Source organism: Neorhizobium sp. SHOUNA12A (assembly GCF_023006505.1).
Lineage (GTDB): Bacteria > Pseudomonadota > Alphaproteobacteria > Rhizobiales > Rhizobiaceae > Neorhizobium.
On record NZ_JALBGV010000010.1, the window covers coordinates 55116 to 76305 of the forward strand.

Here is a 21190-nt window from a genome sequence, read left to right on the forward strand (position 1 = left end):
GCACTTAACACGCGACCGCGTTCACTATCCCGCCAGGTCACGCAAGACGCTGATCCATCTCATCCCACCGTTTTCCCAACCAGAAGGAGGGCATCATGCATGCTCACGACATCCGCGCGCCGCCATGGCGGCGCCTATTGCCGATACCTGTTCAAACCGAACCGGTAGCGGTGCCCAACAGGGCAAACCGAACAGGCCAGCCGCCCGGCTGGCTCAGGAGGCTTTTACCGCACGAAAGGAGATGACGACGCATTCCGGCCCCGGCTGCGAATGATCTTCGCGGGGTGACCTGATCTACGGACAGGCATCGGCCATCAACACTCACCGCCCTTAAATAAGGAAGCGAGCAAGATGGACGATCTAACCATGGACCTGGTGCGGCTGTGCCGTCGCAACAGGGATGGCTCTTACGGCACGCAAACCAACCGCAAGCGCGGCCTCGCCGCAATGGCCGAAGAACTGACGGAGCTGGGCTACAGCCTGCCTGCCGCAAGTTCCATCAAACCCAAACACGCCGAAGCCCTGGTCGAGAAGTGGCTGGATGAAGACAAGACCGAGGCCAGCATCCGCAACCGCCTCACCTGGCTGCGGTGGTGGGCGGAAAAGGTCGGCAAGCCCAACGTTGTCCAACGCGACAACGCCGCCTATGGCGTCGGCGAACGCGGGGATATCACCCGCAACCGCGCCCAAACCCTCGACCGGGTCAAATACCGGGCGATTGAATGCCCGTACATCCAGGCCTCGATCCTGCTGCAGGTCGCGTTCGGCCTGCGGCGCGAGGAGGCGCTGAAATTCCAGCCGCAAGCCGCCGTCCGTGCCGACCATATCACGCTGCAGGCCAGTTGGACCAAGGGCGGCCGGGCGCGGACCGTGCCGATCACCACGCTCGAACAGCGCCAGGTGCTGCAGAGCATCATGAGTTTCATCCAGGGCAGGGGGTCCCTGATCCCGCCGGAGCTGAGCTACGTCGAGCAGCTCAAGCGCTTTGAATACCAGACCCTCAAGGTCGGCCTCAGGAACACCCACGGGTTCCGCCATGCCTATGCGCAGCAGCGATACCGAACTCTGACCGGCCTCCCATGCCCTATCGCGGGCGGAAAGCGCTGGATCGACATGACCGCGGCCGAACAGCAGGCCGACCGGTCGGCGCGGCGGCAGATATCGGCTGAACTCGGCCATAGCCGCCTCAAGATCGCCGACACCTACCTGGGGAGTGCTTTCTGATGAAACGCGCCGAAGGAAACTTTCTGATGGCCGCGGACATGCGGACCAAGTACGCCGACAAGATCTTCAAGCCAGCTACGATTGCCGCCGCGATCGACGACCTCGCGAAACAGGGGTATCGCCACTATCGCATCGTCCAGGAATGGCCGTTCGATCTTTCCGATACGGATGCCGCCACGGCACTGGAGGAATGGCTCGACCGTGAGCAGTTCCACTACATCTGGCGGCCCACCTTTATCGTAGTAGATCCAATCCGTCCCTCGACGGTGACCGAGTATCCGGAATTGCTCATCACCTGGTGATCTTCCGCAAACGAGGCTAGGCCGACCGCATCGTCGGTCATGTCATTACCCTGTTCCAGTCGATGGTGTGCCCAGCTGCCTGCAACTCACGTGCAAGCTTGGCTTTCCAGCCACCACTGTCATCCATCGCTTCCCAGAGCACTCCGGCGAAGTCGCTTGGGATTTCGACCGTGCCGCGTTTGAGTGCGCACACATTGGCGCGGCCCAGTAAGGCGATGAAATATCCAAGCTCCAAAAGCACATTTTGACGGACACGGGCTTCCGGGGTACCGCCTTTCACGCAGCCTTCGTCATCTGGCGTCAAGAGCACCACCGCGAAGCTGACGTCGCTGTTGGCTTCGACTTTCTCGATGACGGTTTTTCCTCGATTTGCCTGTTCGTGCAGAATGATCGGGTCGAAACCAATTTTTGTGAGATACCTCGCGACCGTTTCCCGAGCTTCACCATCGTGGCCATGAACGACGAAAATCTTGTTGGTCAAAGACTTCACCAACCGGGGTTCGGTCCGTCCATGGCTGAGAACGTAGGACTTATAATCCCGTACGAACGGGATGATCATGTGACGTGTCACGTTATGGACGGTCGAGATGATCTTGCTGCTGGAATAAAAGTAGGTATGGCCAAAATCCGTTATCCACTCTGGGTTTTCCCCAAATCTTCGGATCAGAAGGAGTGTGATACCCATGATCTTTTCTGGGTCATCAGGCCATTTTAGCGTGGTGCTTCCGACCATTCCTTCCTGCTCGTCCTGGCTATTGAGGAATTCCTCGAGATCCAGATCCTTCGTCAGTGCCTGATTGCTTGCTTCTAGGTCAGGGCTTGCCAGAAGCCGAACGAGGGTTTTCAGCGGTCGCTCGTAGGTTTGCAGCTGCGAGCTCTGAAGGTCGAGCACGGCATGATCAATCTGCTTGAAGAGATCGGGGCTCGCTCCATTCATTCGCTTTGATCCTCGTTGCCGTCTTTGCCCTGTAAGCGAGCTTCTGCTGCCCGATCGATGATCGCTTCGCGGAACTGTTCCTTCATCTGGTCCACCACGGACGCCACAAACGAATTTGAGGAATGGGAACCCAGCCGCTCATCAATCAGCTGCTCGGCGTGAGTTATTGCTGCCTCGATGCTGCCGGGATCTTCCGGATCAAATTTGACGCTCCCAAGCTCGCCGTCCATCTCGGCAAAGGCTTTCTCGATCTGCTTCAGTTCTTTGGTAAGCTTGTCCAGCCCTTCAATCTTGAACATGGATATTCTCCTGCTTCCGCCTCTTGGCGTTATATCAGAACGTCCTCCCGCAATCGAAAAATTACTGGCGGGGCGTGCGGGTATCCACAGGGAAAACATAACCTTAAATTGAGGCGGAGGCTGTGTTGTAGTAGAATAGGCTATGAACGATCTTATCGCCAAACTCTCTTCCTACGATATCTTCATCAACGTCATACCGGGCGCGGTTTTCGTCCATTTCCTCTCCGTGACGGGCATCTACGTCTTGGCGTCGGAAACTTTGGTGGGCAACCTTGTCCTCTATTACTTCTCAGGCCTCATCATTAGCCGGATCGGATCGGTCGTTATTGAGCCATTGCTCCGACTGCTGCGGGTCGTGAAGTACGGCAGCTATAATGATTTCATTGTCGCGTCCGAAAAGGACCCCAAGATCCTGATTCTGCTGGAAGCGAGCAACCTGTACCGCTCCATCCTCGCACTGATTGTGGTCTGCGCCGTGGGCTACAACTGGGATGCAATGGCTGGTGCCGTTGGTTTTTCCCGGCGGACGTGGGTTCTCATGGGCTGCGTAGCGTTGGTGATCCTGTTCACGGCATCATTCAAGAAGCAAAACCGGTTCATTACACAACGCGTCCACCGCCACAGCATTGCACATAACCAGGACAGCTGACGCATGGAGATCAGGATTTTCGACGTTGAGCACGGTGGGTGCGCGCTTGTCTCAACTGACAATCATAAGCATTTCTTAATTGATGCAGGACACAACTCGACCACCGGGTGGCGGCCGTCGATCTACCTGCCGCAGATGGGTATTCACAGCCTTGAGCGCCTCATTATCACCAATATGGATGAGGATCATGCAAGCGATCTCCACCACCTGCGAAACCGCGTTTCCATCGAGGCTCTCTATCGGAATCCCTCAGTCACCGCTGAGAACATCCGTTACCTGAAGGGCCAGGATGGGATTGGGCCAGGTATCAGCGCGTTGGCCGATATAATGTCCTCCTATATCGGCGGAATACCTTATATCCCGGACTTGGGCGGCATTACTATCGACACGTTTTGGAACCGGTATCCCCACGACTTCGAGGACGAAAATAACCTGAGTTTGGTGTGCATCCTCCGCTGCCCGGGCCTGGTGGTCTGCTTTCCGGGGGACATGGAATTGCATGGCTGGCGCCGTCTCTGGGAAAGGGCTGATTTCCGGGCGGCCATGGCTGACGTGCATGTTCTGGTAGCTTCACACCACGGGCGCGCCAATGGCTGTTGTCCGGAGCTCTATCAGTACGGGTGGAAGCCGCAGATAACGATCATCTCGGATTCCGGCATCCAGTATGCGACCCAAGAGACGGTGGCTTGGTATCGAGAGCGAACATTGGGCGTAATGCTGGACGGGGAACGCCGTCGGGTGCTGACGACACGGCGGGACGGTAGGATTCTGATCGCCACATCGCCGCATGGTGCCTATGTCCGAACGGGTGTCTAGTACGATCCCATTATTGCGGGCGGGAAGAGAGTGCGAGGGGAGGGGCTTGGGGCTCTCCTCGCGCTGACGCGGCTCGGGTCGAACCCGGCCACGTCAGCCCCTAGCCACCATGCAAACAGCCCGGAACCAAGTCCCGGGCTGCTTCTGTGGAATGTGGCCTCGTTCACTCGGCGGCTTCACCTCCGGCAACACGCAGCTGGAGAGGAAGCCAACCCTTACCTTCCATTTGCTTTGCGGCCTCCGCCACTGCCTCGGTTTTCGGGGCCTTTTCAATCATCCGCACTGTCTGTGACGCGCAGCCGGCTTCGGCCAGCACTTCGGCAATGCCTGCCTTGGACAGGCGGTTGAAGAATGCCGCGTCCGCTGTCCAGTGCTCGCGCATGTCGAGCGCGACGGCGATGGCGATCTGGTCGGCATTCGCGAGCCGCCCCTTGCTCTGGTCGTGCTTGGCCTTCACGCCGTTGAGGTTGGCGGCGGTCACGAAGGCCAGCAGTTCGAGCAACCTGTCGGTCGGCTGTTCGAGCAACCATGCCCACAGGTCAGCAGGCTGGCCGGGGAGGATGTCGCCCCATGCTTCCTTTGTCGCCTGCCATGCGGCAAGGGCGCGGACCTCACTCGGCTCCTTGACCGAGGCCGCAAGGTCTTTCCGCTGCCCGCTCACTTCCACCGCCGCATCAAAGGAGGTGTAGCCGCTCTGGAAGACGCGGCCCGCGATGGGATAGAGCAAGGCGGCAAGGGCGACGGTGGGACGGTTGGCCAGTTCCACCCGCATGGCGGCGGTGCGGATGGCGGTAAGTTCCTCCACCAGCGCGGCGGAGTATCCCGCTTCCGGCTCCGGCACCGACAAGGCAGCGGCCTCGTCCTGCGTTTCCGCGCTTTCCCCCCGGCGCAGCTGGTCGACCGCGGCCTTGTCCTCGGCCTTTATGTAGCCTCGTCCGACCTGCAATGCGCCGTAGTGGTCCACGTAAACGATGCACCCTGCCAACGCCTGTTCCTGCGGGTCGTAGGTCTTGGCGGCATTCCGGATGGCAGCAATGCGCTGCTCCATCTCGGCCAGACGTGCCTCGTCGGCCTCCATGGCGGGGTCACCCTCGGCATAGGCTTCCAGCCGCGCCTGCACCTCGTCAAAGCTCTCCCCGAGGGCCGAAAGCTCGGCCTGCTCGTCTGGGCTTGGTTCCCGGAGTTGCGGGTAGACCCGCCCGAAGTCCCCGCTGTAGATGGTGGACGCGTCAAGATTTGTTTCGACCCATTTCCACCCCTCGGATTTCAGGGGTTCCGCCGCCCGTTCGAGAGCGTCCACGGCCAGCGCCGTCAGCAACGACTGGTCAGTCAGGAACGTGCTGGTGTCCTCGCCAAACAGGTCGCGGACAATGCTGCCACCTGCGGCCTTGTAGGCCTCCAGCCCCACGAACCGCGCCAGCCGGTCGGTGCCGCGCACATGCTCACGGGTCAGCATGGCGCGCAAGCTGCGCGGGTCGCGGTTATAGGATTGGGATTCAAACCACACCCGCTCCTGTTCCTCGTGACTGTCGCTGATGACAAGTGCGCGGGCCTGCTCGATGCTCATGCCGTCCTCGCGCAACACCTCCAGCACCCTCGGGGAAAGCCCCGCCAGCTTCAGGCGCTGGCGCACGGTGATGACCGATTGCCCGAACCGCGCCGCGATGTTTTCGGGAGCCATGCCGTTGTCGACAAGCTCGCGGTAGGCAAGGATTTCATCCACCACATGCATCGGTTCCCGCTGCACGTTCTCCGCCAGCGACAGTTCTGTGTCGCTTCCGGCGTCCCGCACGTTGCAGGGGATTTCGGCGTCGTCGGCCAACCGTCCCTCCTTGGCCAACAGGCGCAATGCGGCCAGACGGCGAGCACCGGCGACGACCTCGTACCGGCCTTTCTTCGCCTTGCGCACGGTAAGGTTATGGAGAAGGCCGTGGGCCTCGATACTGTCGGCCAGTTCCGGCACGCCCACGGCGGCGTTGACGCGCCGCACATTGGCCTTGCTCGGCACCAGACGGTCGAGGGGGACGGCTTCTACGGTGTGCCGGATATCGACGGCAGCCACGGGGATGGGGTTTTCGGCTGCCGGTTCGGCAGCCAAGGTGATAGCGTTCATGGGTCTGTTCCTTGTTCGTTGACTAAGGACTGCGATGCAGGGCCGCGTCCTGCCTCCCGGGGCCGCGTGAGTGGTGGGGCTGGAAGGGGACAACAGCCTTCGCGGGGAACCGGCTGCACGGAACAGAGCGCAGCGGCGTAGAGGAAGCTGGGCGGAAGGCTGTTTGGGGGAGAGAAGGGGCTAAGCTCCTCGGCCCCCGCAGGCGGAAAGCTCGACGCTGTTCAACTCAGATCGTCGAAGCCAGCGGCCTGCAGTCTGACACGAGGGGAGCGGCTTGGCGCTCTCCTCGCCTGGCGCGGCTCGGGTCGAACCCGGCCGGGGCAGGATGTCGCAAACCTCCCGGAAGCGCAAAGGCCCGGACCTTCGTGGTAGGTTGCGACAGATAAGGTGCTCGAATGGCTGGCCGAGCATCCCCGATGGACCTTTTATTTCACCCCGACATCCGCATCATGGCTCATGCCGTAGAGAACTGCCTGTACCGTCTGGATGAGTCAGTGCATTAGATCAGTTCGTCGGCGTCTTGGGATAGATGACCGCATCGCAAGGTATCGTCGCCAGAAGATCGACGTACTGCTGTGCGAACGCAGCCTTGAACGGCTTCTTGCGGTACTCGACCAACCAGCCGCCGAACTTCCGATCGGCCCGGCAATAGGCCGTTTCCATGTTCCGGATCAGCGCCGTCCGGCTGCAGCCGTCCGTCGCGCAGATCGCCGTGTTGTTCATGGCAGTGTAGAACGTCTGAATGGTGTCGTTCATCTTGAAGTCGCCTTTGATAATCGCAGCGGCTTGCGCCTTGTAGGCCACGGTCATGTAGTACGCCTTGTTCTCGTCGCCAGCAGCGCGCGCCGCGTCGATGTCCTCCATCGAGGGCTTAATGTCCTTCGTCACCTCGAACAGAGGCGGCAGCAGGGTGGCAGCCTCCTGATTGTAGATTATGGTGACTTCGTCGGCCTTCTTGGAACCCGCCACGTAGATATCCCAGAGCTGGGCCACTCCGACGATGAAGCTGACGACGCCCGCGACAGCCACGGCGATGGCAACGAAGTGCTGCCGAGCCTTCGACGGGTCGCGCCACCAGTCACCCAGCTGCGAGCGTCCGTCCGGGAAGTTGCCGATCACCATCTTGTCGGCGTCGGGCTTGGTGGGCGGTCCGATGCGGGCGGAAATAGAGGTTTCGTAAGTCATTGCATGGTCCTCGCTCCGAAGATGGTGGCGATCCGCCGCCAGTCGGCGGGGATCACGCCCTTCCGCGCCGTGGTTTCTTTTTTGTGGCCTTCATTGGCGACGCGGGGCTCGCGCGTCTTATTGCCAATGCGGTGCATCGTTGTCTCCCAGCTTGGACTAGGTGCGGTCTTGGGTTTTCGCCTACCGCAGAAATTATTTAGGAGCGCCAAGAGACGCATCTTCTCTAATCGCACGGCAATGGATGGACCTCGGTCCGGGAATACGCCATGGCACAGGAGATCAGGCCTGTTCCGCTGTCTTCCCTGGCTTTTCTCCCGTACCCCGAATGCTGATAAACTTCGCAAGGATATCAAACCAAAGAGGGGCGCCCAACGAGAGGGCCAGCCCCGTCAGGAGCCAGCCAACGATCTTAAGGCCCCACCAGAGAGAGGGGTTCGGCTCGTTGCTTTGAGGCAGATTGTCCGCAGACCATCCGAGAGGGAGTGGTCGGAGGCGTTCGACGTGGGATGTCAATGTTTTCAGCTGACAGTCCAGGCTGGACGACAATGCATGTTGTATCGATGCGTCCTCCCCTTCCGCCGCGACTTGGACTGGACAGGCTGCAGGAGCGGATGCCAGGAACGTTTCCGCGGCTGATACTACCGCTTGTTGTAGAGCCGTGTCCTTCCAAACCCTCGCACTTACAGCGAAGCTATCCGCGTTGAGAACGATTGCGATTAGGACCCCCACCGCCAATGAAATGTAACGCAGTTGACGTTTGTACTCGCCGGTCAGGCGGTCCATTGCAGTGTCGAACCACTCTGCGAGGCCATTCCGAAGTTTGACGATATCCCCGTTTGCGGTAGCGAGCGCCGAGCCGATGACATCGCGCATGCCGCTGTCAGGAAGCTTCGAGATGGTCTCTTCAATCTCTTTGATCCCCGGGATTGGATTCTGGGGATTGAGGCTGGCGAGCAGCGCCATGGCGAAATTCTTGCTGTCAATGTACGAGGAATGTCCCGCGGGCGAAGGAATACCGTTCTGCGCAACGCTCCCTCGTTGCGACGCAGAAATCGATCCGGTGATTAATCCATTGCGGTAAAATACAGCGATAAGTGCCTGATCTGCTAGGATTTTTGTCACTGCCACACTTAGAGACCGGCTTCTGAGTTTCAGAACCGTCGCAACCAGCTCATTGACCGTTGTGCAAATCAGGCTCAGCACCAGATACATGAAAGCCAGGCTGATCATGACATTCAATAGGCCACCGAGCGCCATCCCGTCTCTCCCATGGTTGGCCGCGCCTGTTTCGTGGTGCGCAAGGACAAAGCGCGGCGCTGACAGGCCCGCGGTCATTGATGCTGCTTCTGATTGGTGTGCTCGCAGATTATTGCGCCTCTGGCTGCCACAGGGGACCAGCCTCAATAACCGGAAGACCGGAGCTTCGAGCGGTCCTGAGCGCCCGAAGCTCTCAATCGCTCGCTTTATGCCGCGAGTGGGAGGGGCGATGGAACCCCGTTCACGGCCTGATCCCGGGCGGCCACCAAGTCGGCGAGCTTCTTGCGGAGGTTGACTTCTCCGGATTCGGCCGGAACCTTGATGGGATCGACGCCTTTCGCCACCAGCTCATCGATACCCTTCTGGAGCGCGTTGATTGCCCCATCATATTCGGCTCCGATACTTTGTTTCACGACGGCTGCCGACTGGCCGGAAACAGCGGTCAATCCACCAACGACCGCCTCGATCTCGGATTTCATACGAGCCGCGAGCTTCTCGCCCTCCGCTTTCAGCGCCTCGCCGCGTTCCTTTATTTTTGCGGTTTCCGCCGATACCTTGCGGACCGTTATTTGCGGCAAGCCGACAACCACCTTGATCGTTTCCATCTTGAATTCTGGAAGATCGAGCTTGAATTCCTGGCGTTTCATTCGCACGGAGGGCAGATCAAAGATGATCCGCTGCTCCTGCATGAACGGTTCAGGCACAGAGATTATGATGTCTTTCCAGACTATTTTGAACGGTCCATGCCACTCTGGATACTGGCCGACTTTCCTGTCCACCATCCTGACTGATGGGGTATGGAACACGATCGTTTGGCGCTCCGGGAAGACCTCCGGGATGTCGAGGGACAACGTCTGCGTCCTCATCGTGACCGTGGGAACATCGAACGAGAATGTCTGGTCGCCCCACGTAACGTCGAAATCAACATTGATCACGGCTTCCCAGGAGTCCGGCTTGTGGAAGTCCTGTTCCAATTGCTTTCCGCGGCTCTCCAGCGCCTCGATCTCGGGTTTGTACCTCTCCTGGATTGCGGCGATCTGCTCCTGTATAGATGGCATGACGTCCTCCCTTTTTGCATCCTGCGATTGATGGGCAGATACTTAGACTTCTACCTGGCGAAGAATGATCATCTTACAATGCGCGGCGGAATTGTTGTAGTTGCTGCCTTCGCCTCAAAAAGGGGAAGTTCTGGGGAGAGATGCAACTATAGAATGCCATCAGTCCTGCAAAAGCGGTACTGGTTGATCAATCCAGAGTTGGCGCACTTCGAAGCCCCGGCCGTTCCAGCCATGTTTGCGCTTCATGGCTTCAATTCCATCCGAGCCTTGAGCTGTCGTAGAGCATTGTGAGCGAGTGGAATCCCAACCGACTGATCCGAAATAGGTTGCGGACGATCATTGATTTTCCAGCTGCAGTTGCTAAACTCCCGTCGGTTGGGTCGGGGGCGACAATGTGACCAACAAGTTTGATCCGCTGGGTGATTTGGCGCGCGGTTTTTCGCGCGGCCTGAAGTGGGGAAAATGGGGCTTCACGGCTGGCAGGCACCTCAAGGCGCGCTCGGCGCGCCGTCAGGTGGAGGAGCTCTACGGCCCGGAAGTCGCTGACGCGGTCGAAGCCGCCGTCCGTTCCGGCCGCGATCCCCGCCCGATCATCGAACGCGCGAAACGCGACCTGGCGCAACGTCTGGAGCGCGAGCGCCAGCTCGCCGATCCGCCGCCGCTATACGGCTCGGCTCGATGGCCGAATTCGGCCGATCTCACGTCTTCCCTGCGGGGCAGGGACGGCTTCGATGACCCCCGTTCGCTGCTCCTCGGCACCTTCAGCGACGAGGGCCAGGAGAAACCTGCCGGATTTGTCCACTGGGACGGGGACGGCCATCTGCTAACGATCGCGCGGACGCGCTCCGGCAAGGGCAAGACCAGCATCATCCCCAACCTCCTGCGGTACCGCGGGAGTTGCGTCGTCCTCGACCCGAAGGGGGAGCTGTTCGAAGCCACCTCACAGTGGCGGAGCACCCTGGGGCCGGTTTACCGCATCGCGCCGCTGGATGACGGCTTCGGCAAACCGGTGCATCGGTTTGATCCGATGAGCCGGGTACGGCGGGAAGCCGACGCACGGTCCATCGCCCAGCAGATGTTCCCGCACGACCCGAAGTCGCCGTCGTTCTTCGCCGATGATGCGGTGGGCTTCATGACCGCCGTCATCATGTACGTGCACCACAAAGCACCGCCGCATCGCCGGTCGCTGGCGACCGTCTGTCAAATGGCGTCCCTGAAAGGCGCCAGCCTGCTCAAGATCATGAAGGAAATGCAAGCGTTTCCGCCGACGGCGGTCACGGCCAGCGCGGTCCTGGAAAAGGACCCGGCCCGCGGACTGAAGGTCTTGCAGGAGACCCTCACCAGCAAGCTTTACGAATGGAAGGACCCTGACATCCAGCGCAGCGTCAGCGGCAACGACGTCAGTTTCGAAAGCCTCAAGGACGGGCCCGCCACGGTCTATATCGAACTCCCGTTCGACATGATGAAGACCTTCTCCGGCTGGCTACGCGTGGTGCTGAAGGCGGCACTGGACGCCATGCTCGCCAACCCGCGCGTCCCGGAGATTCCGGTGCTGTTCGTGCTCGACGAGTTCCTCAACATCGGCCCGTTTCCGGAATACCGGGACGCCATAAACACGCACGCAGGCGCGGGGGTCAGGCTATGGTTTTTCCTGCAGAACCTCTACGGCATCCAGGAGCACTATCCGGGCAACAGCTGGCAGCCGTTCCTCAACTGCGAGGTCAAGCAGTTCTTCGGCATCAACGATGACGAGACCGCCAAGCTGATCGGCGCCTATCTCGGCCACAAAACCCATGCCATCCGCACGACCACGGCCAACGCTAACGTCTCGTCCCATCTCGGCGGATTCCATGGTGAGGCCTCCACCAACACCGGGTTCTCGATGACCGAGGGCATCCAGTTCCTCGGCCGACCGCTGCTGACCAGCGATGAGGTGCGGGAACTGCTTGGCGGCTGGCAGGGCGACGGCTGGCGCTACGGCATCACCGACATCGCGGGCACCCGCCCGTTCAAGACGCAGCTCGTCGTGCACGAAAAGAGCGAGAAGTGCCGCTCGCGTATTGGAATGATCTCACAGGGGGACCGACATGACCGAAAGGACAATCAATTACCGCCGTCTTCGTCATAGCAGCGTGCCGACCTGGATCGGCCTCGTGCTCGGCAGCTGGTTCGGGCTCGCCTGGGGCAGCTTGATCTCCATGCCGATGGGCATCGGCCTCGGGGTCGCAGGCCTCAGTGTGGCCGGTGGCTTTTGGATGGTGCCGCTCTGGGGCACCATCTGGGGCCTGATCGGGCTCGGCGGGCAACGCGAAAGCGCCATCCGCCAGCATGGCATCACGCTGCTCAAAAACGACGATCCGCTGGCCCAGCGCGTCTACATCCTAGCGGCCAAGCTTGGGCTCAAAACCTTACCGTGGGTCGGGGTCATGCCGCACAACAACGCCTATGCCATCGGTGCCAGCGTCCATAACGCGCTCGTCGTCATCGGCAAGCCGCTCCTCGACACCCTCACCGAGGCCGAAGTGGACGCGATCATCGGCCATGAACTCGGCCATGTCGTCAACAATGACATGCGGCGCATGGGCCTGGCCCGTTCGTTCCAGAACTCGCTGGTCTGGTATTTGAGGTTTTCCGACACCCTGCAGCGCTGGGGCCGCTGGATCCTGACGTGGCTTTCCGAACTGTTCGTGCTGCGCCTGTCGCGTAACCGCGAATACTGGGCCGATGCGATCGGCGCCGCGCTTACCAGCAAGGAGCACATGATCGCCGCGCTGGAAAAGCTTCATAACGGGCCAAAACTTAGTGACTTCGAGCGCCAACATGCGAGGCTGATGTTTCGTGGAGTCGCACGCAATTCGCTGCTGTCCACGCATCCCACCCTGAAGCAGCGGCGGGCCGCGCTTGAGAGGGAAACATATCTGAGGCGCATTCCACGACTGAAGGTACAGGTACAGGAGCTGACAGTTGTGCCGGCACCTCAGACCTTGCCCAAGGCGGAGGATATTGCCTATGCAAAACGATAGCGGGCGGGAAAGCGCCAATGCCGTAGGGGCGAGGTGTCACCTTCCGGTGTCGGGCTCGAACGTCGAACGCGTTCGGGCAGCACTTTATCCGCCCGTGTAAAAATCACGCCTGAGGGTGGATGTGGAGACTGTCTGTGTGGCTGCTGTCGTGGAAAACATCGGCGGTTCGCGTCAGCGGGCCGCCGCCGTCACTACCTACGGCTTCGCTCTGGTAGTGACGGCTGGCTACGCCTGCCTGTGTCGATTGCGCCACGGGCGCAACGAGCGGGAAGTGTTCCGCACCATCTGTGCCAAGCCGGACGGCGTGGCAATGGGGATTGCCCTCCCTAAACCCCTGCCTTCGCTACGCGCGGGCCATATTCACCATACGGGGCGTCCAGTTGAAGAGCGGGAATGTGTTCCAAATCCAATCGTGAAACTGCGTCCATGCCTCTTCATCATTGGTTGCCGGGCTATTGACCTTGATCACCCAGAGGCGATTATAGCGGCTCCATTCAAGGAACGTCGTCGGGATCATGATCGCGCCCCTGCTCAAGATGCGCGCCCCTATTGGAGCGATTTCATAGTTCGAACGCAGGCTTGCAAACACGAAAATAGGCATATCTGCCGGAGACGGTACAGTATACCTGAAGCTCTGGTAACCTGGTTGTGTGGCGAGGAATTCTGGCTTCGGACTTTCTGGATCATTGGAGGACATTGGGGTTTTCCTTGGCAAAGGTGTGACGGTCGCAAAAACCGCAGTTTTTGCGTTGGTTATGGCGATGGGGTATGCTTGCTAACTCTGGCTAATCGGCCGATTTACGCGGCTTAGGGCGTCCCAAAATGAAGGGCGCCCCGTTGTTGAAGGACATGCCGTACAAGATTCGCGTGTTGTGCCGGTCGGCTACAATCGCGCCGATATGACCGGTATCGGTTTTCTGGAAACCGATCACCTTGCCGAGCATGTAGCTGTCGCCGTCATACGGAACCCAGAGCTTCTGGTCTTTCCACCACTGCTTCTGTCGGTCTTCAGACAGCGAAAAAAGCGTCTTGGCCATCGGATGGTAATATCCGGGGGCAACGAACGCTTCTTCCTCACTTGACGAGGTTTCGGGAAGGGGGGATGCCTTCGGCTCGGTTCCGCTGGTCACCGACGATGCAGCAGGCGCATGTCCGGGGTCCATCTTCTTGAAAAAGATGATCTCCTGATCCTCAGGATCGACGACGAGCACGTCCCTCCTGCCTGTCGAAGGATTTCGATAGATCGCAACATCCATATCGTCGATGATATCGAGTTCTTCGAACACCCAGTCGTCATATCCGATGCCGAGAGTTGTTGCATTGCGCAGCAGTTTCTGCCGTGCTCCGCGCGTAAGCGCTTTCGGGGTCTCGGGCGCTGGCTTCGAGCGTCCGGGCTTTACGGTAGCCATTCATGATCTCCATCATGGAGACGAGCAGCCGCGACCGCCATCTCGGCGGACGCGCCGCCAAGATAGCGAACACCAATGATGTCCAGAAGACACTCTGATCGAAGCAGTCGTACTCGGTTTCTACTAAGGCACGTTCCGCGCCTTCGAGCTTGGTCGGATCGAAGGCGCAATCATCAGCTAGCCACATTCGTCGAGCAAATTCAAGATGTGTGTACGAAATATTAATGGTGTGCTCGATCAGCGATTGACAGTTCGTCTTAACGGAGTATTTCTTTTGGCAAGTCCGCGTTACAGACCATCTTGTCCCCGCTGCCTCGCAGCCTTTCCCTCGATGCTGCCATATGCATCACCCAACTCACCGAACGCTCTTGCGTTAATCCAGTTGGCTATGGGGAAATCGGTACGGACTACTCACCAAGGAAGGATTTTAGGAAATTTTTCCTAAAATGTTTTGACATGCGCTGAAAATAAGTTTAGGCAGGGTGTAACTTTTGGTTGCATCTGTCAAAATTTATTTACAGCTTGCGGTGCCCCTCGGGACTATCGCACGTTCGGACTAGGCGAGCTTGGTCGCTTATAGAGTCTAGTCCACCCCAGGCGCTCCCTTATGGGAGTGGCAGCCTTTCTTCGGAAAGGACGGAAACCATTCAAGGTTTCCACTAAGCCCACAAAAGTGGGTTTCCACATGAGCCGTCTGCTTCGCGCAGACGGCTTTTTAAATGCCGATTTTGTATTAAATCGCCGATTTCACTAGAAAAATTGGCGCCTGGTCCGATTGCGTATCTCTGTGGCGAAAAGAGCCACGAGGCATTGTTGTCGTTGGCCACGGTGCGACCGCTGCGGTCGCGGTAGCGGACCAGATACGGCGGATCGGTCAGGATGAAATCCACCGACCCGCCCGGCAGGCGCTGCATCAGGTTGATGCAGGCGCCCAGCAGGATGGTGTTGCGGGCCGGGACCATTAGGCGTCGTCCCGGTCGGGTTTCGGTTTGCGGATGACCAGGCGGCCGTTCAGCGGCAGCGCTGTCAGGGTGATGTTCAGTCCCTCGTGGTCCTTGTGGCTCCAGGCGGCGCCGATTTTGGTCCACTGGGCCTTATCGCCGGCTCCCTCGACCGTATACACGGCGTAGTCGGGTTTGCTGGATTTGGTCTGTTTCATGGTGGTTCTCCCGTTGGTTTTCCGGCTGCGTCCATCGCGGCCGGTCGGGGGATTGCAGCGGCCGCGACGCTGAGCCGAAGGCGGACGCAGGCAACGGCAACTCGGGAGCGCAGCGAAGGAGCGGGCAGCCGATTGCCGGCGGCAGAGACCGGACGCATACCCCGACCGATTCCGGCCGCGTGGTGCAGCCGCAACCGGGAGATCCCTGAAACACCTGATCATCCGCAAACCTGCGGAGCGGGCCTGGCGTGAGAGGAGGGGAGGCCTATGACCAACATGGAAGCACCCTGACGCGGCAAATGCCCTGCATGGCTGGGCTTCTCGCTCAGCGCGGATACACCGCTCCAGACCCTGTCCGATCCATCCGAAACGGCAGACTAGGGTTCTTGGCCGCCATCGTCCTGCGGAAACGGTATCCGCTGCCACATCGGCGGCTCGCGCTCGGCCATCCGCTTCGCCATCGCGTCCAGTTCGGCGAACACCTCGTCGGCCGGAATGCCGGGGCGGGGATCGTCCAGGCTCTTTGTGATTTCCCGCTTCAGCAGTTCCTTGCGCAGATCGGGATGCGCCTCCAGTTCCATGAACACCTGCATGGCGACGAAGACGGCATCCGAAGGACCGAGGAAGCGGCCTTGCTCGACCTGGGCCAGCACCCATTCAGCGACCTCGGGCACGAAAAACGCTTCGAAGCGTAAGCCATGCTCCGCCGCATCGGCTTTCAGCTCTGCAGCCTGGGCCTTGTGGGCCGCCACATATTCCGGCGGGAAGAGCTCGCCCTGTTCGTCTGCGTTAGCCATGGCGGTCACCTCATCTTATTGTTGTCCTGAGAGTGTGCCCCCGCTTGAGACGCACCTCAAGACGCCCTATCTCACGCCGAGGCGTGGCGATGCCGAAAAGCCGCGTGGCACATAGATCACCCGGCAAAGCGGACGACATGGCCCGCGCGGTATGTGTCGCCGTCACAGTCATCTACGACTCCCGGCATGCCACGCCGACCAGGCGACAACGGTCACTTTCGCCACCAGTCGAGATAATCGTCCGGCTCCAGATCCTCGCGCTGCATGTCCCGCAGCATCCGCTCTTCCCCCTCATGATGCGGGTGCCGCTCCTCCCGACTTGGCCCCACCAATTGTTCCGGCGCGTCCAGCACCGGCCGCAGCCAATCCAGATGGTCCTCCTGCGCAACCGGTATCTCCGCCTGCCATTCCTGCGCGGCCCGCTGCTCCTCACCGCGCTCGTCCTGCTCGCGGACACGGTTCTCTAGGTCGGCGATCTGCGCTTCCACCTTGCCCAACTCGAACATCAGGCCCAACTGGTCATTGTGGCGGTCCCGCACCATGGCAATCGCCCGGCCGGTATCGGTCGAGCCGGACGCGGCGGCGTGAACCGCACGCTCGATGTCGTGGTCCAGGTCCTGGATCGCCTGGTTCAACGACAGCGCCCGTTCACGGAGGCGCTCCAGTTCATCCTGCTTGTCCATCGTCCCCTCCGGGCGAACGTTACGTCAGTGGGCGTACTGATAGGCGGGCCGGTGATCCGGCTGGTCCTGCAGTTCCGCGACGAGATAGGCGCGCAGGCGTTCGCCGGAGTTGACCAACTCCTCGGCGCGCGCGTGAAAATAGAAGGCGCTTTGGCGCAATTCCTCACGAATGCCCGGGATGGTTTCGGCCTGCGTCTTGCGCAGGCTCCAGTAGGCCAGCCGGTTCCGGCGCCGGATCAGATCGGCTTCCAGCCATGCCAGCTCCTTGCCCGTAGCCGCGCGCTGCTCATCCGTCAGCTCGCGGATGCCGAACACCGATCCCGTGTAAACCGTCGTCATGGCTCTGATGATGGGACGGGTTGAGCGGTTCCGCAAGTGCTACCTGCGGCTTTGCTCGGGCTCCTGCCAGATTCTGTCTTCCGACGGCGAAGCCGAGCGCTGCTGCTCGACGTCCAGCCAATCAAGATGGTTCTCCCACCGCTCCAGCACCTCCGTGTCGGCTGGTGTGGCTGGGTCGGACAGCCAGTCCAGCATGTCCTCGGGCGCCAGCCGATAGGCGGCGGCCTGGTCCTCGGTCATCTCGCGGCCGTTCTGCCGGTCAATCGCTGCCCGTGCCGCCGCCACGTCGCCTTCGCGACCCGTGGCGGCAGGCGTGATATCGCCGTGCATGTCGTCCAACATGCGGTTTTCCGCCGCCGCGAGTTCTCGCGGGTGGATCGGCGATCCGTCCGGGTCGGGAACGGGCAGATCGTGTTCACGCTCTTCGGGTTGCATGGACTCCCTCTTGTGTTGCGCGCGGGCGCGTCGGGCCCGGCGTTCTTCCGGGTTCGGGCCGCGATGCGGCCCCGGTGCACGTGTCAGATTTCGTGTGGCATAGCTGCGGCTGTCGATGGTTGCGGCGATTCCGGCCTTGCCCAAGGCCTCGTTGGCAATTCGCGCCCAGAGGGCGCGGGCGCCGGTCACGAACTGCACCCCGTCAGCACTACGGATCTTCAGCCCAAAGCCCGTCGAACTGACCACCCGTGTGGTCAGCAGCAGGTGCACATGCGGATTGTGGCGGGTGCCATCCTCGTGGATGGCGAGGTCGGCGACAAAGCCCTGCGCCGTGTAGCTGTCGGCCATCGCCCGTGCGACGGCCAGCCAAGCCGTGCGTGGCAGCTCGCGGGGCAGGGCGAATTCCAGTTCCTTCGCCAGCCGCGCATCCTTGCGCTTCTCGGCGACCTCGACCTCGTTCCACAATTTCGTACGGTCGGCCATCCAGGGCGGCGCGCCCTCGGGGAGGCGGATTTCAGAGGCGAAGATGTCGCGCCGCCCGCCGAACACGGACAGCCGCTCCTCTGCTTCGTTCGGGAGTGTCTCACCGGCACGATAGGCCGCGGCATCCACGATCGAACGCCCGTCGCCCCGGCTGATGTTTTTGACATGCAAGTGGTAGATGGCCACAAGCCTCTCCCTGGCACGGAGGGGGTTCCACAGGGGGCTTGCCCCCTTGGCGCACTTGCCGGTTTTCTCCGGTCCGCCCCTTTGCGGCCGGTAGAAAACCGTGCAACGCATCGCCTCTTTCGTCCAATGCGTACACATTCGGCGATGCGTAAGTGCGCTTTACGCATTGATACACGCTCGCGTTGATATCTTTCAAGGGGATAGATGAATGGCGGGCGACTGCGACTCCGCAGCCCTTGCGGCCGGGCATCAACACTTGGTTAGTCATCAAAACGTAGGGTTGAACTCAACTCAGTTTTTTATATCTTTTGGATATGGACGGAATAGCCATGGATGATTTGAAAAAGGTGGTCGAGCATCTGCGCGGGGTTGTAGAGCTCGTCACGCGCCATCCGAATTTGACCATGGTCGGATATCTCTTGGAAATGGCCCTTGTCGAAGCCGAGGAAGAACTCGCTCGTCATGGCTCGAGCGTGCTTAATCCATCATCTCCAAAGCAGTGACTGTGGCTCGGCTGGTTTCGTTCCCGAACGTCGGAGACTATTCCAGCACGAGCGCCGGTGCCAGTTTGGCCCGACGCCGCACGTTGATCGCCTTGGCGTCCAGCGTGTTTTTGAGATGCACCGCATAGTGCTTTTCGATCATTTCGACGCTGGTCCGGCAGTTCTTGGCAATCTGGTAGATGTCGGCACCTTCGAGCAGGCGCAGGCAGATATAGGTATGCCGGAGGCTGTAGGCCGAGCGGCGGTTACCCTGGCGGTCGAACTTCAGGTCGCAGTCCGTGAGGACCCGGTTGAACTGCTTCTTGTGATCCTGCGGGAAGACGAGGTCCGTGGGCTTGGGTTTGTTGCGCTTCTTCAGCCGTTCAAAGGGGAACACCGCCCCGGTGGTGCTTTTGCAGTAACCGACGCCGCGCTTGCCGCGCACTTCGATCACTAAAATCCGTTCCTTGCTCTCCGGGTCCTTCTCAATGGTGACGTCGCGGTATTCCAGCCGGTTGGCCTCGTCGGGCCGCAAGCCGGTATTGGCCATGAACAGGATGAAATCATGCAGCTGTTCGGCCGCATGCTGCCAACTCAGCCCGAAAGCCGATTTGGCCCGGTCGCGGGTATGGGAATAGAGCTGCTTGTATTCCTCCGGCGAGAACCACGCCCGATGGTTGATCTTGCTCGACGCGCGGTACGGCGCGGAGAAGTCGGGCAGGTGGCCTATCCAGCCATGCCGCAGGGCGGTTTTCATGACCTGACGGAGGGTTACCGTCTCATGGTGAAGGGTGCTGCGGGACGGCGGCTTGCCGGTCCGGGCTTTCGTCTGGAGCCGCATCACCCGGTATTCCTGCAATACGCCAGCGGTGACGGCGCTCAGGGCCTTGTCCCCGAAGTAGGGAATCAGGTGATTGTTTATCCGGGCCTCGTGGTCCTTCACGTAGCGGGGATTACGCTCCCCGCTGGTGATTGCCTCGTACTCTAGGAAAAATTGCTTGGCGGCATCCGCGAAGGTTTTTTCCTTCTTCAGCCCTCCGGTGCGGCTCTTGCCTTTGAGTTCAAAATACCAGTCCTCGGCAAACTCCTTAGCCTGAGAGAGGCTGTCGGTCTTGGTGCTGACCCGCCATTCTTTTCCTTCAAGGTAGGTGGAGCACTGCCAGACGGAACTGTTCGGGCGACGGTACACGCGGACCTTATCACCGAGCACTTTGTGGGATACCATTTTACCCTCAAAACTGTGCGAGAACTGTGTGAGGGTATTTTAGCTGGTTTTCGACCAAGTTCAAGGCGATAAGCCGTTGAATTTGTTGGTGAGAGCGTCGGGGTTCGAACCCGAGACCTACTGATTAAAAGTCAGTTGCTCTACCGGCTGAGCTACGCTCTCCCGCGGCCGCGGATGAGCGCGTCCTTGAAAGTGCGCGGAACATAGGCAGGTGACCTCTTGCGGTCAACCCGCAAAAACAGCAAAAATGCGGCTATCTGCCGCTTTTTCACGGCAATGCGAAAAGGTGATTGGCATTCGCCGCTTCGGGCCATTACCTCAAGCGCAAGACGCGGGCTCGCAAAAGGCCCGCCAGCCGGAGCCGCACGTGTCGATTGCCGAAATATCCCTGTTGAGCGCGCTTCTTGCCGGCGCCCTATCGTTTCTTTCTCCCTGCGTGCTGCCCCTCGTGCCGCCTTATCTTTGTTACATGGCGGGCATTTCGGTCGAGCAGTTCCGCGGCGGCGGGAGTGCGGCGGTCATCGAATCGCGGAGCGGCACGCGTCGCGCGGTGCTGAAGTCGGCGCTGTTCTTCACCCTCGGGTTTGCGACTGTGTTCGTAGCGCTCGGAGCCGGCGCCTCGACGATCGGCGTGCTCCTGCGCCAGCATCTCGATCTCCTGTCCAAACTCGGTGGCCTGATCATCATCGTCATGGGCCTGAATTTTCTCGGCGTCTTCCGGATTGGTATTCTCGCCCGCGAAGCGCGTTTCCAGGGCGGCGGGCAGCCGGCGACACTGTCCGGCGCCTATGTCATGGGACTCGCCTTCGCGTTCGGCTGGACGCCCTGCATCGGTCCGGTGCTTGGCGCCATCCTCGGGGTCGCCGCATCGCGCGATACGGTCGGCGAGGGGGCGGCGCTGCTCGCCATCTATTCGCTCGGCCTTGCCGTACCGTTCTGGATCGCCGCCGGTTTCTCCGGTGCCTTCATGCGGTTCCTCACCCGCTTCCGCCGCCATCTCGGCATGGTCGAGAAGGTCATGGGAGTCTTCCTGATCCTCACCGGGCTTGCCTTCATCTTCGGTTTCGTCACGTCCGCCGCAATCTGGTTCCAGCAGACCTTTCCAATCCTGACGCAAATCGGCTAACGG

At 60.2% G+C, this 21190-nt stretch carries 24 protein-coding genes and 1 tRNA gene; 8 read left to right on the plus strand and 17 right to left on the minus strand.

The window, feature by feature from the left end; genetic code table 11:
* The first annotated feature begins 351 nt into the window (after window positions 1-351).
* Both MOV63_RS07240 and MOV63_RS07245 read left to right on the plus strand, forming a co-directional pair.
* A complete protein-coding gene (locus MOV63_RS07240) occupies window positions 352-1224 on the plus strand; it encodes a phage integrase N-terminal domain-containing protein (RefSeq protein ID WP_247032967.1) in 873 nt (290 codons plus the stop codon).
* Window positions 1224-1526, plus strand: coding sequence for a hypothetical protein (locus tag MOV63_RS07245; protein ID WP_247032968.1), 303 nt, complete (start codon window positions 1224-1226; stop codon window positions 1524-1526). Before MOV63_RS07240 ends, MOV63_RS07245 begins: the two co-directional genes overlap by 1 nt.
* A gap of 37 nt (window positions 1527-1563) precedes the next feature.
* Here the strand turns inward: MOV63_RS07245 and MOV63_RS07250 are convergent, their stop codons facing one another.
* Together MOV63_RS07250 and MOV63_RS07255 are read right to left on the minus strand one after the other, a co-directional pair.
* On the minus strand, window positions 1564-2463 hold the full coding sequence (locus tag MOV63_RS07250; protein ID WP_247032970.1) for a TIR domain-containing protein: 900 nt from the start codon (window positions 2461-2463) through the stop codon (window positions 1564-1566).
* Entirely contained in the window at window positions 2460-2762 is a 303-nt protein-coding gene (locus MOV63_RS07255) for a hypothetical protein (RefSeq protein ID WP_247032972.1), read from the minus strand. The genes MOV63_RS07250 and MOV63_RS07255 overlap by 4 nt, the downstream gene beginning before the upstream one ends.
* Window positions 2763-2904: 142 nt before the next feature.
* On the opposite strand from MOV63_RS07255, the gene MOV63_RS07260 reads away from it, so the two are divergent.
* Together MOV63_RS07260 and MOV63_RS07265 are read left to right on the plus strand one after the other, a co-directional pair.
* The gene (locus tag MOV63_RS07260; protein ID WP_247032975.1) at window positions 2905-3411 is read left to right on the plus strand and encodes a hypothetical protein; all 507 of its coding nucleotides are present in this window, start codon (window positions 2905-2907) and stop codon (window positions 3409-3411) included.
* A gap of 3 nt (window positions 3412-3414) precedes the next feature.
* Window positions 3415-4227, plus strand: coding sequence for a ComEC/Rec2 family competence protein (locus MOV63_RS07265; protein ID WP_247032976.1), 813 nt, complete (start codon window positions 3415-3417; stop codon window positions 4225-4227).
* A 163-nt stretch (window positions 4228-4390) separates the two neighbouring features.
* Here MOV63_RS07265 and MOV63_RS07270 read toward each other — a convergent pair whose 3' ends face one another.
* The 5 genes from MOV63_RS07270 to MOV63_RS07290 all read right to left on the minus strand — a co-directional run bounded on the left by MOV63_RS07270 (window position 4391) and on the right by MOV63_RS07290 (window position 9840).
* The gene (locus MOV63_RS07270) at window positions 4391-6340 is read right to left on the minus strand and encodes a ParB/RepB/Spo0J family partition protein (RefSeq protein WP_247032977.1); all 1950 of its coding nucleotides are present in this window, start codon (window positions 6338-6340) and stop codon (window positions 4391-4393) included.
* 504 nt (window positions 6341-6844) lie between these two features.
* Window positions 6845-7525: a hypothetical protein gene (locus MOV63_RS07275; protein WP_247032978.1), complete on the minus strand. Its 681-nt coding sequence runs from the start codon at window positions 7523-7525 to the stop codon at window positions 6845-6847.
* Entirely contained in the window at window positions 7522-7662 is a 141-nt protein-coding gene (locus tag MOV63_RS07280) for a hypothetical protein (RefSeq protein WP_247032979.1), read from the minus strand. The genes MOV63_RS07275 and MOV63_RS07280 overlap by 4 nt, the downstream gene beginning before the upstream one ends.
* Window positions 7663-7804: 142 nt before the next feature.
* Complete coding sequence (locus MOV63_RS07285; RefSeq protein WP_247032982.1) at window positions 7805-8782, minus strand: hypothetical protein; 978 nt, start codon at window positions 8780-8782, stop codon at window positions 7805-7807.
* A gap of 206 nt (window positions 8783-8988) precedes the next feature.
* A complete protein-coding gene (locus tag MOV63_RS07290) occupies window positions 8989-9840 on the minus strand; it encodes a hypothetical protein (protein WP_247032984.1) in 852 nt (283 codons plus the stop codon).
* A 394-nt stretch (window positions 9841-10234) separates the two neighbouring features.
* Here MOV63_RS07290 and MOV63_RS07295 point away from each other — a divergent pair, with 394 nt between their 5' ends.
* Both MOV63_RS07295 and MOV63_RS07300 read left to right on the plus strand, forming a co-directional pair.
* Entirely contained in the window at window positions 10235-11968 is a 1734-nt protein-coding gene (locus tag MOV63_RS07295) for a type IV secretory system conjugative DNA transfer family protein (protein WP_247032986.1), read from the plus strand.
* Window positions 11928-12863 (plus strand): M48 family metalloprotease, encoded by a 936-nt coding sequence (locus tag MOV63_RS07300; protein WP_247032988.1) that lies wholly within the window; start codon window positions 11928-11930, stop codon window positions 12861-12863. The genes MOV63_RS07295 and MOV63_RS07300 overlap by 41 nt, the downstream gene beginning before the upstream one ends.
* Before the next feature lie 343 nt (window positions 12864-13206).
* Here MOV63_RS07300 and MOV63_RS07305 read toward each other — a convergent pair whose 3' ends face one another.
* The 8 genes from MOV63_RS07305 to MOV63_RS07340 all read right to left on the minus strand — a co-directional run bounded on the left by MOV63_RS07305 (window position 13207) and on the right by MOV63_RS07340 (window position 18354).
* On the minus strand, window positions 13207-13560 hold the full coding sequence (locus MOV63_RS07305) for a hypothetical protein (RefSeq protein WP_247032989.1): 354 nt from the start codon (window positions 13558-13560) through the stop codon (window positions 13207-13209).
* A gap of 88 nt (window positions 13561-13648) precedes the next feature.
* Window positions 13649-14272 carry a hypothetical protein gene (locus tag MOV63_RS07310; RefSeq protein ID WP_247032990.1) on the minus strand — a complete coding sequence of 208 codons (624 nt, stop codon included), beginning with the start codon at window positions 14270-14272 and terminating at the stop codon, window positions 13649-13651.
* Window positions 14273-14931: 659 nt separating this feature from the next.
* Entirely contained in the window at window positions 14932-15234 is a 303-nt protein-coding gene (locus tag MOV63_RS32745; protein ID WP_293402058.1) for a hypothetical protein, read from the minus strand.
* Window positions 15234-15431, minus strand: coding sequence for a hypothetical protein (locus tag MOV63_RS07320; RefSeq protein WP_247032991.1), 198 nt, complete (start codon window positions 15429-15431; stop codon window positions 15234-15236). The genes MOV63_RS32745 and MOV63_RS07320 overlap by 1 nt, the downstream gene beginning before the upstream one ends.
* Window positions 15432-15808: 377 nt before the next feature.
* Complete coding sequence (locus MOV63_RS07325) at window positions 15809-16228, minus strand: hypothetical protein (RefSeq protein ID WP_247032992.1); 420 nt, start codon at window positions 16226-16228, stop codon at window positions 15809-15811.
* 212 nt (window positions 16229-16440) lie between these two features.
* Window positions 16441-16911 carry a hypothetical protein gene (locus tag MOV63_RS07330; RefSeq protein WP_247032994.1) on the minus strand — a complete coding sequence of 157 codons (471 nt, stop codon included), beginning with the start codon at window positions 16909-16911 and terminating at the stop codon, window positions 16441-16443.
* A 24-nt stretch (window positions 16912-16935) separates the two neighbouring features.
* Window positions 16936-17250: a hypothetical protein gene (locus tag MOV63_RS07335; RefSeq protein ID WP_247032996.1), complete on the minus strand. Its 315-nt coding sequence runs from the start codon at window positions 17248-17250 to the stop codon at window positions 16936-16938.
* Window positions 17251-17289: 39 nt separating this feature from the next.
* A complete protein-coding gene (locus MOV63_RS07340) occupies window positions 17290-18354 on the minus strand; it encodes a MobA/MobL family protein (RefSeq protein ID WP_247032998.1) in 1065 nt (354 codons plus the stop codon).
* A 329-nt stretch (window positions 18355-18683) separates the two neighbouring features.
* Here MOV63_RS07340 and MOV63_RS07345 point away from each other — a divergent pair, with 329 nt between their 5' ends.
* Window positions 18684-18857 carry a hypothetical protein gene (locus MOV63_RS07345; RefSeq protein ID WP_247033000.1) on the plus strand — a complete coding sequence of 58 codons (174 nt, stop codon included), beginning with the start codon at window positions 18684-18686 and terminating at the stop codon, window positions 18855-18857.
* 37 nt (window positions 18858-18894) lie between these two features.
* Here the strand turns inward: MOV63_RS07345 and MOV63_RS07350 are convergent, their stop codons facing one another.
* Together MOV63_RS07350 and MOV63_RS07355 are read right to left on the minus strand one after the other, a co-directional pair.
* Window positions 18895-20061 (minus strand): site-specific integrase, encoded by a 1167-nt coding sequence (locus tag MOV63_RS07350; RefSeq protein ID WP_247033002.1) that lies wholly within the window; start codon window positions 20059-20061, stop codon window positions 18895-18897.
* A gap of 86 nt (window positions 20062-20147) precedes the next feature.
* Window positions 20148-20223, minus strand: a tRNA-Lys gene (locus tag MOV63_RS07355).
* Window positions 20224-20428: 205 nt separating this feature from the next.
* On the opposite strand from MOV63_RS07355, the gene MOV63_RS07360 reads away from it, so the two are divergent.
* Window positions 20429-21187: a cytochrome c biogenesis CcdA family protein gene (locus MOV63_RS07360; protein WP_247033004.1), complete on the plus strand. Its 759-nt coding sequence runs from the start codon at window positions 20429-20431 to the stop codon at window positions 21185-21187.
* The last annotated feature ends 3 nt before the right edge of the window (window positions 21188-21190 follow it).